This window comes from Streptomyces sp. NPDC044106 (genome assembly GCF_056433985.1).
In genome coordinates, this window is record NZ_JBWKFZ010000005.1 from 13806 (window position 1) to 28637 (window position 14832).

11 protein-coding genes and 1 pseudogene are annotated in these 14832 nt (G+C 72.5%); 6 read left to right on the top strand and 6 right to left on the bottom strand.

Features of this window, described 5'->3' with window-relative positions; translation table 11 throughout:
- Window positions 1-45: 45 nt before the first annotated feature.
- From AC07DI_RS09815 to AC07DI_RS09840, 6 genes and pseudogenes are all read left to right on the top strand, one after another.
- Complete coding sequence (locus AC07DI_RS09815; RefSeq protein ID WP_384260937.1) at window positions 46-951, top strand: helix-turn-helix domain-containing protein; 906 nt, start codon at window positions 46-48, stop codon at window positions 949-951.
- 138 nt (window positions 952-1089) lie between these two features.
- Window positions 1090-2571 (top strand): 30S ribosomal protein S12 methylthiotransferase RimO, encoded by a 1482-nt coding sequence (gene rimO, locus AC07DI_RS09820; protein WP_384260934.1) that lies wholly within the window; start codon window positions 1090-1092, stop codon window positions 2569-2571.
- Window positions 2568-3263: pseudogene (gene pgsA / locus AC07DI_RS09825) on the top strand (CDP-diacylglycerol--glycerol-3-phosphate 3-phosphatidyltransferase); the annotation flags it as partial. The gene rimO and the pseudogene pgsA, both read left to right, overlap by 4 nt.
- Window positions 3263-3844 carry a CinA family protein gene (locus tag AC07DI_RS09830; protein ID WP_384260931.1) on the top strand — a complete coding sequence of 194 codons (582 nt, stop codon included), beginning with the start codon at window positions 3263-3265 and terminating at the stop codon, window positions 3842-3844. The pseudogene pgsA and the gene AC07DI_RS09830, both read left to right, overlap by 1 nt.
- Before the next feature lie 109 nt (window positions 3845-3953).
- Window positions 3954-4328 (top strand): helix-turn-helix domain-containing protein, encoded by a 375-nt coding sequence (locus tag AC07DI_RS09835; protein WP_055564110.1) that lies wholly within the window; start codon window positions 3954-3956, stop codon window positions 4326-4328.
- A gap of 187 nt (window positions 4329-4515) precedes the next feature.
- Window positions 4516-4986, top strand: a complete 471-nt coding sequence (locus AC07DI_RS09840; protein WP_478903477.1) for a Dps family protein — start codon at window positions 4516-4518, stop codon at window positions 4984-4986.
- A gap of 557 nt (window positions 4987-5543) precedes the next feature.
- Here AC07DI_RS09840 and AC07DI_RS09845 read toward each other — a convergent pair.
- From AC07DI_RS09845 to AC07DI_RS09870, 6 genes are all read right to left on the bottom strand, one after another.
- Window positions 5544-6365, bottom strand: coding sequence for an SDR family NAD(P)-dependent oxidoreductase (locus AC07DI_RS09845; RefSeq protein ID WP_478903478.1), 822 nt, complete (start codon window positions 6363-6365; stop codon window positions 5544-5546).
- Between the two features lie 40 nt (window positions 6366-6405).
- Window positions 6406-7368, bottom strand: coding sequence for an alpha/beta fold hydrolase (locus AC07DI_RS09850; RefSeq protein ID WP_478903479.1), 963 nt, complete (start codon window positions 7366-7368; stop codon window positions 6406-6408).
- Window positions 7365-7958 carry a TetR/AcrR family transcriptional regulator gene (locus AC07DI_RS09855; protein WP_478903967.1) on the bottom strand — a complete coding sequence of 198 codons (594 nt, stop codon included), beginning with the start codon at window positions 7956-7958 and terminating at the stop codon, window positions 7365-7367. The genes AC07DI_RS09850 and AC07DI_RS09855 overlap by 4 nt, the downstream gene beginning before the upstream one ends.
- A 70-nt stretch (window positions 7959-8028) precedes the next feature.
- A complete protein-coding gene (locus AC07DI_RS09860) occupies window positions 8029-8829 on the bottom strand; it encodes an Fpg/Nei family DNA glycosylase (RefSeq protein WP_478903481.1) in 801 nt (266 codons plus the stop codon).
- 97 nt (window positions 8830-8926) lie between these two features.
- Window positions 8927-13612: an ATP-dependent helicase gene (locus tag AC07DI_RS09865; protein ID WP_478903482.1), complete on the bottom strand. Its 4686-nt coding sequence runs from the start codon at window positions 13610-13612 to the stop codon at window positions 8927-8929.
- Window positions 13613-13765: 153 nt separating this feature from the next.
- Complete coding sequence (locus AC07DI_RS09870; RefSeq protein WP_478903484.1) at window positions 13766-14776, bottom strand: hypothetical protein; 1011 nt, start codon at window positions 14774-14776, stop codon at window positions 13766-13768.
- Window positions 14777-14832: the final 56 nt, after the last annotated feature.

The following is a 14832-nucleotide window of genomic DNA, read 5'->3' on the forward strand; positions in this document are numbered from 1 at the left end:
AAACTGAACCTCCGGCAGGTGGCTACACGCTCGAAAGGCGCCCCCGTGTCCATCGGCAACTCCCCTGAAGACGACCGTCCTTCAGACGACCGCCTCGACCGCCCCGACCGCTTCGCCGACGAGAGCCGGGCGGACGCGGCGCCCCAGGCCGCCGACCACCAGGCCGACGCCGGGACCTCGATCGGCCGCGCCCTGCGCAAGGCCCGCCTCGACGCCGCCCTGACCGTCGAAGAGATCAGCACGACCACCCGGGTGCGCATCCCCATCGTGCACGCGATCGAGCAGGACGACTTCTCCCGGTGCGGCGGCGACGTGTACGCCCGGGGCCACATCCGAACGCTGGCGCGCGCCGTCGGCATCGACCCGGCCCCGCTGCTCGCCCAGTACGACGAGGGGCACGGAGGCCACCCGCCCGCGCCCACTCCGGCGGCGCCCCTCTTCGAGGCCGAGCGCATCCGCTCCGAGCCACGCCGGCCGAACTGGACCGCCGCCATGGTCGCCGCGATCGTCGCGGTGATCGGCTTCGTCGGCTTCACCGCGTTCAGCGGCGGCGACGACAACGACAGCTCCAAGGCCGTCGCCGAGGGCTCCACGCCCGCAGGGCCCAAGCCCACGAAGAAGCCGAAGCCCACCAAGCCCGCCGACCCCAAGCCCGACCCGTCGGACAGCGCCATCGCCGGTGTCCCGCGCGACAAGGTCACGGTCAAGGTCGTCGCCCCCGACGGCCGCAGCTGGATCTCGGCCAAGGACCACAGCGGCCGCACCCTCTTCGACGGCGTCCTCGAGCAGGGCCAGGACAAGACCTTCCAGGACAAGAAGAAGATCGATCTGGTCCTCGGCGACGCGGGCGCGATCGAGCTGTACGTGAACGGCAAGCAGGTCGACAACGAATTCGAGCCCGGCCAGGTCGAGCGCCTCACCTACACCAAGGGCGACCCACAGGCCGGCTGACCGACGCCCTCCAGGGCGCCTGAGCTGCGACGCTCCGCGAGGCGCGGTGACGGCCGGTGAAGCCCCGCCGACCGGGGGCCGACCGGTCGGTAACCCTGGCGGCCGGTGCCGGGGCGGGGACGAAGTAGTCTTGAGACCATGCCCGAACGCCGCACCGTCGCCCTTGTCACTCTTGGCTGCGCCCGTAACGAGGTGGACTCGGAGGAGCTCGCAGGCCGCTTGGAGGCGGACGGCTGGCAGCTCGTCGAGGACGCCGAGAACGCGGACGTGGCCGTCGTCAACACCTGCGGCTTCGTCGAAGCCGCCAAGAAGGACTCCGTCGACGCCCTCCTCGAAGCCAATGACCTGAAGGGCCACGGCAGGACCCAGGCCGTCGTCGCGGTCGGCTGCATGGCCGAGCGGTACGGCAAGGAACTCGCTGACGCGCTGCCCGAGGCCGACGGCGTGCTCGGATTCGACGACTACGCCGACATCTCCGGCCGTCTGCAGACCATCCTCAGCGGTGGCAGCGTCGAGGCCCACACCCCGCGCGACCGGCGCAAGCTGCTGCCGATCAGCCCCGCGGAGCGCCAGGACGCCCAGGCGAGCGTCGCCCTCCCGGGCCACGGCCCCGCCGAGCCCGCCCCGGCCCCCAAGGACCTTCCCGAGGGTGTCGCGCCCGCCTCCGGGCCGCGCGCGCCGCTGCGCCGCCGCCTCGGCAGCAGCCCCGTCGCGTCCGTGAAGCTCGCCTCCGGCTGCGACCGGCGCTGCTCGTTCTGCGCCATCCCGTCCTTCCGCGGCTCCTTCATCTCGCGCCGCCCCTCCGACGTCCTCGGCGAGACCCGCTGGCTCGCCGAGCAGGGCGTCAAGGAGGTCATGCTCGTCTCCGAGAACAACACCTCGTACGGCAAGGACCTCGGTGACATCCGTCTCCTGGAGACGCTGCTTCCCGAGCTCGCCGCCGTCGACGGGATCGAGCGGGTGCGGGTCAGCTACCTGCAGCCTGCCGAGATGCGCCCCGGCCTCATCGACGTCCTCACGTCGACGGAGAAGATCGCCCCGTACTTCGACCTGTCCTTCCAGCACTCCGCGCCCGGCGTGCTGCGCGCCATGCGGCGCTTCGGCGACACCGACCGCTTCCTGGAGCTTCTGGACACCATCCGGGCCAAGGCGCCGCAGGCCGGTGTGCGGTCCAACTTCATCGTGGGCTTCCCCGGCGAGAGCGAGTCGGACGTCGACGAGCTCGAGCGGTTCCTGACGGGCGCGCGCCTGGACGCCATCGGCGTCTTCGGGTACTCCGACGAGGAGGGCACCGAGGCGGCGACCTACGACGAGAAGCTCGACCAGGACGTCGTCGACGAGCGGCTCGCGCGCATCTCGCGACTGGCCGAGGAGCTCACCTCCCAGCGCGCCGACGAGCGGCTCGGCGAGACCGTCGAGGTCCTCGTCGAGTCCCTCGACGAGGAGGAGGGTCCGCTCGGCAGGGCCGCGCACCAGGCCCCCGAGACGGACGGCCAGATCCGCCTGACGGGCGCCACCGGTGCGGACGGCCTCCAGGTCGGCCGTATGGTCGTGGCAAAGGTCGTCGGCACGGAGGGCGTGGACTTGGTGGCTGAGTGTCTGCAGGAGGCCGGCAGATGACCGGAGTCCCGGCATCCGCAAGCGGCTCCGGCGCGCAGGGCGCTCCGGGCGCCAAGCCGGTGCGGGGCGGGAAGCTGGGAGCCGCGGCGGTCAATCAGGCCAGCCTGTGGAACGTCGCGAACCTGCTGACCATGGTCCGGCTGCTGCTCGTGCCGGGCTTCGTGATGCTGCTGCTCGGCAATGGCGGGTACGACCCGGCCTGGCGCTCGTTCGCCTGGGCCGCCTTCGCCGTCGCCATGATCACCGACCTCTTCGACGGGCACCTGGCTCGCACGTACGACCTGGTCACGGACTTCGGCAAGATCGCCGACCCGATCGCCGACAAGGCGATCATGGGGGCCGCACTGATCTGCCTGTCCTGGCTCGGCGACCTGCCCTGGTGGGTGACCGGGGTGATTCTCGGGCGTGAGCTCGGCATCACACTGCTGCGGTTCTGGGTGATCCGCTATGGCGTCATTCCGGCCAGTCGCGGCGGAAAGATGAAGACGCTCGCGCAGGGCACGGCCGTCGGGATGTACGTTCTCGCTCTGACCGGGCCGCTCGCGACGCTGCGCTTCTGGGTCATGGCGGTCGCCGTGGTGCTGACCGTGGTGACCGGGCTCGACTATGTGAAGCAGGCCGTCGTGCTGCGCAGGCAGGGCATGGCCGAGGCGCGTGCGGCGGCTGCCGAGTCCGCTCGGGAGGCGGCGAAGTGACGTCCCCCGGGGCCCTGACCGGCGAGGAACCGGCGAGCACGCTGCTGAGGCTCCTCGCCGCGCGCGGCGAGACGCTCGCCGTCGCCGAGTCGCTGACCGGGGGCCTGGTGGCCGCCGAGATCACGGCGACGCCCGGGGCCTCGAAGGTCTTCCGGGGGTCCGTGACCGCGTACGCCACCGAGCTGAAGCGGGACGTGCTCGGGGTCGACGGCACCCTGCTGGACGAGCGCGGGGCCGTGGATCCCGAGGTCGCGCGGCAGATGGCGGCCGGTGTGCGCGAGGTGCTCGGCGCCGACTGGGGGCTCGCGACCACTGGGGTGGCCGGGCCCGAGGCGCAGGACGGGCAGCCGGTGGGGACCGTGTTCGTGGCGGTCTCGGGGCCGGGTCTCGAAAGCGTGCCCGGTTACGCCGTTGGCGGAGCCCGTGGGAAAGTTGCGGCCCTGCGGTTGAACGGAGACCGTTCGGAAATCCGTAGGGAGAGCGTACGGAACGTGCTCACTCTGCTTCTCGAGCAGCTTTCCGGAGAACGCGCCGAGAACGGGCGAGCACAGGATACGGAACAGAACGGGGGGAATTGATGTTTGCAGCCCTGAGTGAACACGACATCGCTCCCCGCACGGCCGCCGCACGAGGCGGTACGGTGGGGCGTGAAGGATGCGGCTACGCGGTCCGAGGAGGGAGCCACCGATGATTCTGCTCCGTCGCCTGCTGGGTGACGTGCTGCGTCGGCAGCGCCAGCGCCAGGGCCGTACTCTGCGCGAAGTCTCCTCGTCCGCCCGAGTCTCGCTCGGCTATCTCTCCGAGGTGGAGCGGGGGCAGAAGGAGGCTTCCTCCGAGCTGCTTTCCGCGATCTGCGACGCGCTTGACGTACGGATGTCCGAGCTCATGCGTGAAGTGAGCGATGAACTGTCGCTCGCCGAGCTGGCTGAGTCTGCAGCAGTCCCGGAACCGGTGCGCGCACCGGTTCGTTCGATGCTCAATTCCGTCTCCGTGGCCGGTGTGCCACCGGAACGGGTCACGATCAAGGCGCCTGCGGAGGCGGTCGACGTCGTCGCGGCGTGACGCTGCGCTGTCTCTCAGCGGCAGCCCCCAGAAGTGTGTGGAAGCCCCGGCCGGGTACTCGGTCGGGGCTTCTGTGTTGTTCGAGGTGAGCCCCACATGACCAAGGTGCACGAATCGACCTATTTGGCTCTTGTATGACATGGTTGGTGGGGATTTACCTCATTCGCTCGTGAGTTGGAGGAGACAGATGTACGTCGTGAAGAGCCCGCTGTCCGATGCGGATCTGAAGACGGTCTCGGATGCACTGCAGGGCGCGCTCGTGGACCTGGTCGACCTTTCGCTGGTGGCCAAGCAGATTCACTGGAATGTGGTCGGCCCGCGCTTCCGCTCCGTGCACCTGCAGCTGGACGAGGTCGTGGACACGGCCAGGCAGCACTCCGACACGGTGGCGGAGCGCGCCTCCACGCTCGGCGTGTCGCCGGACGGGCGCGCGGCGACCGTGGCCAAGAGCAGCGGGATCGGTTCGGTCCCCGACGGCTGGGTGAAGGACGTGGACGCCGTGAAGGCGCTCGTGGACGCGCTCGGCGCGGTGATCACCCGGATGCGTGAACGTATCGATGCGACCGGTGAGGCTGACCCGGTGAGCCAGGACATCTTCATCGGGGTCACGGCCGACCTCGAGAAGCACCACTGGATGTTCCAGGCGGAGAGCGGCTGACCGGCCGATACGTCCGGGCGCCCCGGCCGGCGACAGGACACAGGCTCTCAGGGGGCGTGAACCGTGGGACGGTGCCACCGTCTGTGCGCCGTGCTGCTTCCGGTGACAGCGGTGCGCCCTCCCGTGGGGTGAACCCCGGCCTTAGCGTCGGCCTCGCGTTGGGCGGGAGGTGGCACATGTGGCATCCGTGAGCGGGTCGACCGTGTCGTGGCGTGCCATGCGGTGGGTGCCCGCCCTGGTGTTCGGTCTGCTGTGGTGGTGGGGCGTGCTGCGGCTCATCTTCGTGCCCGGTGCCGGGGTCCTGGAGGGCACGGTCGTCGCCGGGGGATGGGGGCTGAGCGTACTGCCCGTGCACTGCGTGCCGAAGTCGAGGGCGCCGCATGTTGCGGGGCCGGCCACGGGTGAGGGCGAAGCCGGGCGGGAGCCGGGGCCGGACGGCCGCGGGTCCGAGTCCGGAAGCGGGCCGCGGTGGGCGCACGCAGTCCTGGCTCCGGAGCTGATGCCGGGGCGGGCGATCCGGGAGCGGGCCACCAGAGCGGAGGCCCGCTGGGCGGGAGCTACCACGGCATGGCGACGCCGCCGTTCGGGCGGAGGATCTGGCCCGTCGTGAAGGACGCGGCGTCCGACGCCAGGTGCAGCACGGCGTGAGCGATGTCGTCCGGTTCACCGACGCGGCCGAGGGGTGACATGCGCACCATGAGGCGCTCGGTATGGGCCTGGGTCTCCGCGTCGTGCCGGGCCGTCATGGGGGTGCGGATCCAGCCGGGTGCGACGGCGTTGACGCGGATGCCGTGCGGGCCGACCTCCGTGGCCAGGGTCTTGGTGAGCTGGACGACGGCCGCCTTGGCCGCGCCGTAGCAGAGGAGGCCGGGGCCGCCGGTGTCTACGGCGCCCGAGGCCATGGTGACGATGCTGCCGCCGGAGCCCGCGTCGATCATGATGCGGGCCGCGGCCTGGCAGGCGTACAGGACGCCCTTGAAGTTGATGTTCAGAACGCGGTCGAGGTCTTCGTCGCGGGTCTCCAGGACCGGGCTGCTGTGCATGACGCCCGCGATGGCGGCCATGATGTCGAGGCGCGGCGGGTGGGGATCGCGCGCGGGCGCACTCGCGTCTGCCGCCGCCGTAGCAGCCGCAGCCGCAGCCGTGACGGCGCGGTCCACCTGCGCCCTGTCGGCCACGTCCAGAGGGTGGGTGTGCGCGGTGCCGCCGACCGCCTTGATGAGGGTGGCGGTCTCGTGGAGGCCTTGCTCGTCGCGATCCGCACAGTGGACGGTGACGCCGGCCTCCGCGAGGAGCAGGGCCGATGCGCGGCCGATGCCACTGGCGGCGCCGGTGACGAATGCGGTGCGTCCGGTGAGGTCGTACGCCTTGACGGGCATGACGGGAAGGTACGACTAGTTCTGACGGGGCGTCAACTGGTCAACTGCCCGCCTCCAGTGGGGTGTCGGGTCCCACCAGCGGCTGGGCCTGGGCGCGGGCTTGGGCCTGGGCGCGGAACGCGTCGCGGAGGTGGTCGCCGAAATCCGCCGGGTGCGTGGTCAGGCCGGTGTGCCCGCCAGGAAAGTGCAGGAGTTCGGTGCCGAGGTGCTCGGCCAGGAAGGCGGCCGGTCGGTAGGGCAGCTCGCCGCGCGAGTCCTGGCCGCAGGCGAGCACGAGCCGGTCCGACAGCTCCGCGAGTCGACGGAGGTCAGGGGCGTACGACATGAAGCCGGGCACGATGCGTCCGACGAAGTACGGCAGGTCGGCCATCGTCTGCTCCGCCCGTGCCGCCGCCTGCGGGGGGAGCTTGATCTCGGCCGGTGGCCCGGCGGTCTCGGCGCCCTTTGTGGCGGTGCCTGATGCATCGGCACCCCTCGTGCCAGTGGCCTGTGTTCCGGCCTCCTTGTTCAGGCCCGCGGCGAACTCGGCCATTGCCGGCATGAGCCCCTGGGTGCGGAACGTTTCCCCCACGCGGGCGATGAGAGCGCGGTGCTCGGCGGCATCCGGCAGGACCTCCACCAGCGGCGGCTCGTGCGCCACGACGCGCTCCACGCGTTCGGGACGGGCGGTGAGCAGGTGGACGGCGGCGATCGCGCCCGAGCTTGCGCCGAACACCCGGGCCGGCTCGTCGGGCGACAGCAGGTCCAGGATCCGCAACGCGTCATCGGCGTGTTCGGCCACGTGCTGCTCGGCTTCGGGATCGTCGAGGGTGCTGCGGGAGATGCCGCGCGGGTCGTAGGTCACGACGGTGTACTCGGTGGCCAGGCCGTCGGCGACGCCGTCGAAGGAGGCCGCGCCGCCCGTCCCGCCGGGAATCAGCAGCAGGAGAGGGCCTTGGCCGCGTACTTCGTAGTGCAGGGTCGCGCCGTTCACGCGCAGGCTGCCGGTGGTCGGGCCGGTCATGAGGGGTCTCCTTCTCGGGGCGAGGGCCAGCGCTCCAGGAGGAGATGGAGGGCGTCCAGGGCGCGGGACCAGGACTGTTGGGGCGGGCGCTGATGCCCGAACCCGTCCGCGGCCTCCAGCGCGACGAACCCGTGGAACGTGCTCCGCAGCAACCGGACCGCGTCGGTCAGGTCGGGCTCGGCCAGTCCGTAGCCGCGCAGCATGCCGTAGGTCAGCTCGACCGCACGTCGCGGTCCGGTTGCCTGTTCGGCCAGGTCGGGGTCGATCCGGACCGGGATCTGGGTCGCCGTGTAACGGCCGGGGTGCTCGTGGGCGTAGTCCCGCCAGGCGTTCGCGAAGGCGGCCAGCGCGTCCCTGCCCGCCAGTCCGGCCGTCGCCTCCGCGATGCGGATGGTCTTCTCGTCCGCCGCGAGCAGCGCGATCCGTCCGCGCAGGTCCTCCAGGCTGCGGACGTGCGTGTAGAGGCTCGCGTCCTTCACTCCGAGCCGCCGCGCCACCTGGGACATGGTCATCCGGTCAAGGCCGATCTCGTCCGCCAGCTCGGCGCCCGCGATCGTGACCCGCTCCGCCGTCAGTCCGGCCCGCACTATGCGCTCTCCTCATTCCTAGGGGCCTTAGGTATAACCTAGGGACCCTAGGAACGGCAATCGGAATACCAGGTCAGGGAGTCGGGCCCTGCTGGCAGGTGGGGCACCAGTAGGTGGGACGGCTGCGGGAGCCGTCGCCCTGCTCGCCAAGCCGGACGGGAGTGCCGCAGCGAAGGCAGGGGCGGGGTGCGCGGCCGTACACGAACAGGCGCAGGCCGTTGCGGTCGCGGCCGGTGGTGGTGCGGGAGGCCCGGTCCCGATTGGCTTCCAGGAGCTTCTTGGCGAAGGCGGGAAGACGGGCGGCCTTCTCCTCGGGGAGTTCGCCGACGGGGAGCCAGGGAGTGACGCCCAGGATGAAGCAGAGCTCGCTCTTGTAGATGTTGCCGATGCCCGCGAGATTGCGCTGGTCCAGGAGGGCCTCGCCGAGGGGGTGGTCCGGCACTGCCAGGAGGTTGGCCAGCGCGCGTTCCGGGTCCCAGTCGGGGCCGAGGAGGTCGGGGCCCAGGTGGCCCACGGCCTTGGCCTCGTCGCTGGTGCGGAGCAGTTCGAGTACGGGCAGGCGATAGCCGACGGCGGTGCGTTCGGCGGTCCCAAGGATCGCCCTGATCTGGTGCCCGGGTCCGCCGCGCCAGCGCTCACCGGGGCCGTACAGCCGCCAGGAGCCGTCCATCCGCAGGTGCGAGTGGAGGGTGAGGCCGCCCTCGATGCGGGTGAGGAGGTGCTTTCCGCGCGGAGTGACGTCCAGGACGGCGCGGCCGGTGAGGTCGACCGTCGCGAGCTTGGGCACGCGGAGGTCGGAGCGGATGAGGGTGTGCCCGGCGAGGGCGGTGTGCAGGCGCCGGGCCGCTTGGTGGACGGTGTCACCTTCGGGCATGGGTCCAGGGTGGCACGGCGGAGGCGGGTGGGGTCTGTCGCAGGCTCACCCGCACCCGCAGGCGCATGTACTCACCCGCGCCTACTCATCCGCGCTGTCACGCACGCAGGCGCAGCCCGCGCGGTGTGGCGAGGAAACCGGCTCCTTCCAGGAGAGGGGCGAAGGGCGAGGTCAGGGCCGCGGTGCCGTTGACCCGCTCCACGGTGACCGTGCCGAGGGAGCCCGCTCGGGCGGCCTTGGCCAGCGCCTCGGCGGCGGCGTGCAGGCGTTGGTCGTCGGCGATGGGGTCCTCCGGAGAGGCGGGCCAGGCCAGGAGTGTCTTGCCGCCGCGCTCCATGTACAGCGTCAGCGCGCCGTCGACCAGGACGACGAGGGAGCCCGCCTTGCGGCCCGGCTTGTGGGTCGTGTCGTTCGGCGGCTCGGGCCAGGGCAGTGCGGCCCCGTACGCGTTGGCGGGGTCCGCGGCGGCGAGGACGACGGCGGCCTGCGCGTCGGAAGGGCGGGATCCGTCCGTACGCTCCCGGGTGTTCGCGGTGGCGCGCAGCCGGTCCACCGCGCCGTCCATCGCGAACTGGGCAGCGCCAAGACCCTCCACGACGTAACCGCGGCGCGCCTGGCCGCTGTCCTCGAAGGCCGAGAGGACGCGGTACGTCGCCGAGAAGCCGCCCTCGACCCCCTCGGCCGCCACCGCGCCGCGGGTCACCACGCCGTGCCGGTCCAGGAGGGTGCGGGCCAGGGCGTGGGCGCGCAGGGTCGGGTCGGGCTCACGGGCGGGCAGCAGCGACCAGCGGCCCGCGACCGTCGGGGGGCCGGAGCGGGACGTGGGGCGGGCGGCTCCGGTCAGGCTGCCGTACCGCCCGCGCGGGACGCTGCGCTTGGCGCGGTGCGCTGTGGCTCCCGCGGTGCGGCCCGAGCCGAGGAGTGAGCGCATCGGCGCGAGTGTGTCGTTGGTCAGCCGGCCGGACCAGGCCAGCTCCCAGATGGCGTCGGCCAGTTGGGGGTCGAGGGCTTCCGGGTGGGTGGTGGCGCGGACCTGGTCGGCGATCTGGCGGAAGAAGAGGCCGTACCCCCCGGAGAGGGTGGTCAGGACCGACTCGTGCAGGGCGGTGAGCTCCAGTGGGTGCGCGGGGGGCAGGAGCAGGGGTGCGGCGTCGGCCAGGTAGAGGGAGACCCAGCCGTCCTTGCCCGGGAGGGAACCGGCGCCGGCCCAGACGACCTCGCCGGCCGCGGTCAGTTCGTCGAGCATGGCCGGGTTGTAGCCCGTGACGCGCGACGGCAGGACGAGCTTTTCGAGCGCGGAGGCGGGGACGGTGGCGCCCTGGAGCTGCTCGACGGCGCGCACCAGGCCGTCGATGCCCCGCAGGCCGTGCCCGCTCACGTTCTGCCACTGGGGCAGGAACTGGGCGAGCGAGGCGGGGGGCACCGGTTCCAGTTCGTGCCGCAGCGCGGCGAGGGAGCGGCGGCGCAGACGGCGCAGGACCGCGGCATCGCACCACTCCTGGCCGATGCCCGCCGGATGGAACTCTCCCTGCACCACTCGGCCGTTCGCCGCGAGGCGTTGCAGCGCGCCCTCGGTGACCGCCGCCCCGAGGCCGAAGCGGGCGGCGGCAGTGGCGGAAGTGAAGGGGCCGTGCGTGCGCGCGAAACGGGCAAGGAGGTCGCCGAGCGGGTCCTTGACCGGCTCCATGAACGCTTCCGGGATGCCCACGGGCAGGGCTGTGCCGAGGGCGTCGCGCAGGCGGCCCGCGTCCTCGATGGCCGCCCAGTGCTCCTCGCCCGCGATGCGGACCCGGATCACCCGGCGCGCGGACGCCAGCTCCTCGGCCCACTCCGGCTCGGCGCCGCGCTCCGCCAACTCCGCCGTGGTGAGCGGACCGAGGAGCCGCACCAGGTCGGCGACGCCTTCGGAGTCCTTGACGCGGCGATCCTCCGTACGCCACTGGAGCTCCTGCTCCAGTTCCGTCAGGACCTCCGCGTCGAGCAGTTCGCGCAGCTCCGCCTGGCCGAGGAGCTCGGCGAGCAGCCTGGAGTCCAGGGAGAGGGCCGCCGCGCGCCGTTCGGCTAGGGGGGAGTCGCCCTCGTACAGGAACTGGGCGACATATCCGAAGAGGAGCGAGCGGGCGAAGGGGGACGGCTCGGGGGTGGTGACCTCGACGAGGCGGACGCGGCGGGACTCGATGTCGCCCATCAGCTCGGTGAGCCCCGGCACGTCGAAGACGTCCTGGAGGCACTCTCTGACCGCTTCCAGGACGATCGGGAAGGACCCGAACTCGCTGGCCACCTGGAGCAGCTGGGCGGCCCGCTGGCGCTGCTGCCACAGCGGGGTGCGCTTGCCGGGGCTGCGGCGCGGCAGCAGCAGCGCGCGGGCGGCGCACTCGCGGAACCGGGAGGCGAACAGGGCCGAGCCGCCCACCTCGTCGGTGACGACCTGATTGACCTCGCCCTTGTCGAAGGTGACGTCGGCGGCGCCCACGGGAGCCTTCTCGGCGTCGTACTCCACGGGGGGCGCGGTGGGTTCCTGGTCGAGCAGGTCGAGGCCCATCAGGTCGGCGTCGGGCAGCCGCAGCACGATGCCGTCGTCGGCGTGCATGACCTGAGCGTCCATGCCGTACCGCTCGGTGAGGCGGGCGCCGAGGGCGAGGGCCCACGGGGCGTGCACCTGGGCCCCGAAGGGGGAGTGCACGACGACCCGCCAGTCGCCCAGCTCGTCGCGGAACCGCTCGACCACGATCGTGCGGTCGTCCGGGATGTGACCGCAGGCCTCACGCTGCTCGGCGAGGTACGCAAGGACGTTGTCGGCGGCCCAGGAGTCGAGGCCCGTGGTGAGCAGGCGCCCGCGCGCGTCCTCCTTCGAGAGGGCGCCGACCTCACGGAGGAACGCGCCGAGCGCGCGGCCCAGTTCGAGCGGGCGGCCGAGCTGGTCGCCCTTCCAGAAGGGGAGGCGGCCCGGCACTCCGGGGGCGGGGGAGACGAGGACGCGGTCGCGTGTGATGTCCTCGATGCGCCAGGAGCTCGTGCCCAGCGTGAAGACGTCGCCCACCCGGGACTCGTAGACCATCTCCTCGTCGAGCTCGCCGACGCGGCCGCCGCCCTTCTTGGGGTCGGCGCCCGCGAGGAAGACTCCGAAGAGGCCGCGGTCGGGGATCGTGCCTCCCGAAGTGACCGCGAGGCGCTGCGCACCGGGGCGCCCGGTGACCGTGCCCGCGACGCGGTCCCAGACCACGCGGGGGCGCAACTCCGCGAAGGCGTCGGAGGGATAGCGGCCGGCGAGCATGTCCAGGACGGCCGTGAACGCCGACTCCGGGAGGGACGCGAAGGAGGCCGCCCGGCGGACCACCGCCAGCAGGTCGTCGACCTGCCAGGTGTCGAGCGCCACCATCGCCACCAGTTGCTGGGCCAGCACGTCCAAGGGGTTGGCCGGGACGCGCAGGGACTCGATGGAGCCGGTCCGCATCCGCTCCGTGACGACGGCGGCCTGGACCAGGTCTCCCCGGTACTTCGGGAAGACCACTCCTGTGGAGACCGCACCCACCTGGTGGCCCGCCCGGCCCACGCGCTGCAGTCCGGAGGCCACGGACGGCGGCGACTCGACCTGGATGACCAGGTCGACCGCGCCCATGTCGATGCCGAGCTCCAGGCTGGACGTGGCGACGACGGCCGGCAGTCTGCCCGCCTTGAGGTCCTCCTCGACCTGGGCGCGCTGCTCCTTGGAGACCGAGCCGTGGTGGGCGCGGGCCAGGACCGGCGGGGCGCCCTTGGCGGCGCCCGACTCGGCCATCAGCTCCGCCGGGGAGTGGTCCTCGGGGAGCGACTCGCCTGTCGCTCTCTCGTACGCGATCTCGTTGAGGCGGTTGCACAGGCGCTCGGCCAGGCGGCGGGAGTTGGCGAACACGATGGTCGAGCGGTGCGCCTGGACGAGGTCGGTGATGCGCTCCTCGACGTGCGGCCAGATCGACGGGCGCTCCGCCTCGGCCCCGGGGCCGTCCCCGGAGTCGCTGACCGGGGATCCGCCCAGCTCCCCGAGGTCTTCCACAGGAACGACCACGGACAGGTCGAACTCCTTGCCGGACGGCGGCTGGACGATCTCGACCTTGCGCTTGGGCGAGAGGTAGCGGGCCACTTCGTCCACCGGCCGCACGGTCGCCGACAGGCCGATGCGGCGCGCGGGCTTCGGCAGGATCTCGTCGAGCCGTTCCAGGGAGAGCGCGAGATGGGCGCCGCGCTTGGTGCCCGCGACCGCGTGCACCTCGTCGAGGATCACCGTCTCGATGCCGGTGAGCGCGTCCCGCGTGGCGGAGGTGAGCATCAGGAACAGCGACTCGGGCGTGGTGATCAGGATGTCCGGCGGCCGGGTCGACAGGGCTCGGCGCTCGGCGGGCGGGGTGTCGCCCGAGCGGATGCCGACCCGCACCTCGGGCTCGGGCATGCCGAGGCGCACCGACTCCTGTCGGATGCCGGTCAGCGGGCTGCGCAGATTGCGCTCCACGTCCACGGCGAGGGCCTTCAGCGGTGACACGTACAGCACCCGGCAGCGCTTCTTCGGGTCGGCGGGCGGAGGCGTCGAGGCCAGCTGGTCGAGTGCGGCGAGGAACGCGGCCAGGGTCTTCCCGGAACCCGTGGGCGCGACGACCAGCACGTCGGAACCCTCGGAGATGGCCCGCCACGCACCGGCTTGGGCGGAGGTGGGCGCGGAGAAGGCCCCCGCGAACCAGCTGCGGGTCGCCGGGGAGAATCCGTCTAGGGCGCCGTGGGCGCCGCGGGCACTGGACGCGGAGCTGACCATGCCCCCATCGTGCACCCCACCACTGACAACGGCGCCGACCTGCGAAGGAGCGGTCGCGCGCCCGTCGCGGCATGGAGGCATGGCAGCTTCGGCGGAGCGGGCACGGCAGTGGCGGTACGCCGGGCTGCAGGGCGTCGGCCTGCTGCGGGCCCACTAGGCGATCGGACGTCCGTACGCCCGCAAGGTGCGCAGCGCCTCGATGGTGACGATCGGGCGGGACTCCAGGGCCGTGCCCGGCGCCCACTGCTGCCAGCGCACGGGCCAGCCGCCGTCCGCCTGCTGTTCCCGGGCGAGGAAATCGAGCGACTGCTCCATCTCGGCGTCGGTGAACCACGAGCGCGCGAGGGACTCCGGGGTCCTCGCGAAGTCGTGGGCGAAGTGGTGCTCTCCCGGCGCGTAACCGACCGGCACCGGATACGCGGCCAGGTCCTCCGGATCCAGCGCCGCGAGCCGCTGCTCGCGCACGAGGCGGCCGAGCCGGTCGGCGGCGGCCCGCGCGCGCGGGCGGTCGGGCACGCCGTCCAGGAAGGCGACGGCCGCCTGGACCTCGTAGGGGTGCGACTCCTCCAGCGCTTCGACGGCCGCCCAGCAGAAGTCCGTGGCCCGGAAGAGCCAGGCGTGCCACACCTCGTTGCGGTGCAGCAGACCGACCACGGGTCCCGTGGCGAGCAGCGCGCTCGGCGGATCGTCCACGATCGGTACGAACGGCGCCGAGGGGTAGCCGCGCTGGCCGGGATGGATCGCCGGGAGGGCGCCATCGGGAGTCGACACCGAGGTCAGGTACCGGCATACGCGCTCCGCCCGCTGCCCGCCGCAGCGGTGGATCGAGTCCAGCACGCGCAACGCGTGTCCGATGTGCAGCGGCTGGCTGACCGGGCCGCGCAGATCGGGTTCGAGCGCGTAGCCGTACCCGCCGTCCTCCGTGGCGTACGAGGCCAGGGCGGTCTCGACCGCGTCCGCGGCCGGCGCGCCGGCCGCGCCATCCGCGCCATCGGGGAAGTGGTACGCGAACCGTCGCTGCTCGAGGACGCGCGCGGTGAGCCAGACGAAGTGCCCGGCGCGGACGACCGGGGAGGACGCCGCGTCAAAGGCGGACACCGCGTCGGGAGAGGACACCGCGTCGGGAGAGGACACTGCGTCGGGGGATGCTCCGGTTTCGGCCATGCCCCGACCGTAGGGCGGAAAGCGTTCCCCACAAGCCCCCTGCGCCCGGCTGCACC

What these genes read in the sequence shown, in the direction of transcription:
- AC07DI_RS09850 (WP_478903479.1), bottom strand. Translation starts at nt 7,368, where the DNA reads ATGACCGGCCCGACCACCGGCAGCCTGCGCGTGAACGGCGCGACCCTG.
- AC07DI_RS09835 (WP_055564110.1), top strand. Translation starts at nt 3,954, where the DNA reads ATGATTCTGCTCCGTCGCCTGCTGGGTGACGTGCTGCGTCGGCAGCGC.
- AC07DI_RS09860 (WP_478903481.1), bottom strand. Translation starts at nt 8,829, where the DNA reads ATGCCCGAAGGTGACACCGTCCACCAAGCGGCCCGGCGCCTGCACACC.
- AC07DI_RS09865 (WP_478903482.1), bottom strand. Translation starts at nt 13,612, where the DNA reads ATGGTCAGCTCCGCGTCCAGTGCCCGCGGCGCCCACGGCGCCCTAGAC.
- AC07DI_RS09845 (WP_478903478.1), bottom strand. Translation starts at nt 6,365, where the DNA reads ATGCCCGTCAAGGCGTACGACCTCACCGGACGCACCGCATTCGTCACC.
- AC07DI_RS09870 (WP_478903484.1), bottom strand. Translation starts at nt 14,776, where the DNA reads ATGGCCGAAACCGGAGCATCCCCCGACGCAGTGTCCTCTCCCGACGCG.
- AC07DI_RS09840 (WP_478903477.1), top strand. Translation starts at nt 4,516, where the DNA reads ATGTACGTCGTGAAGAGCCCGCTGTCCGATGCGGATCTGAAGACGGTC.
- rimO (WP_384260934.1), top strand. Translation starts at nt 1,090, where the DNA reads ATGCCCGAACGCCGCACCGTCGCCCTTGTCACTCTTGGCTGCGCCCGT.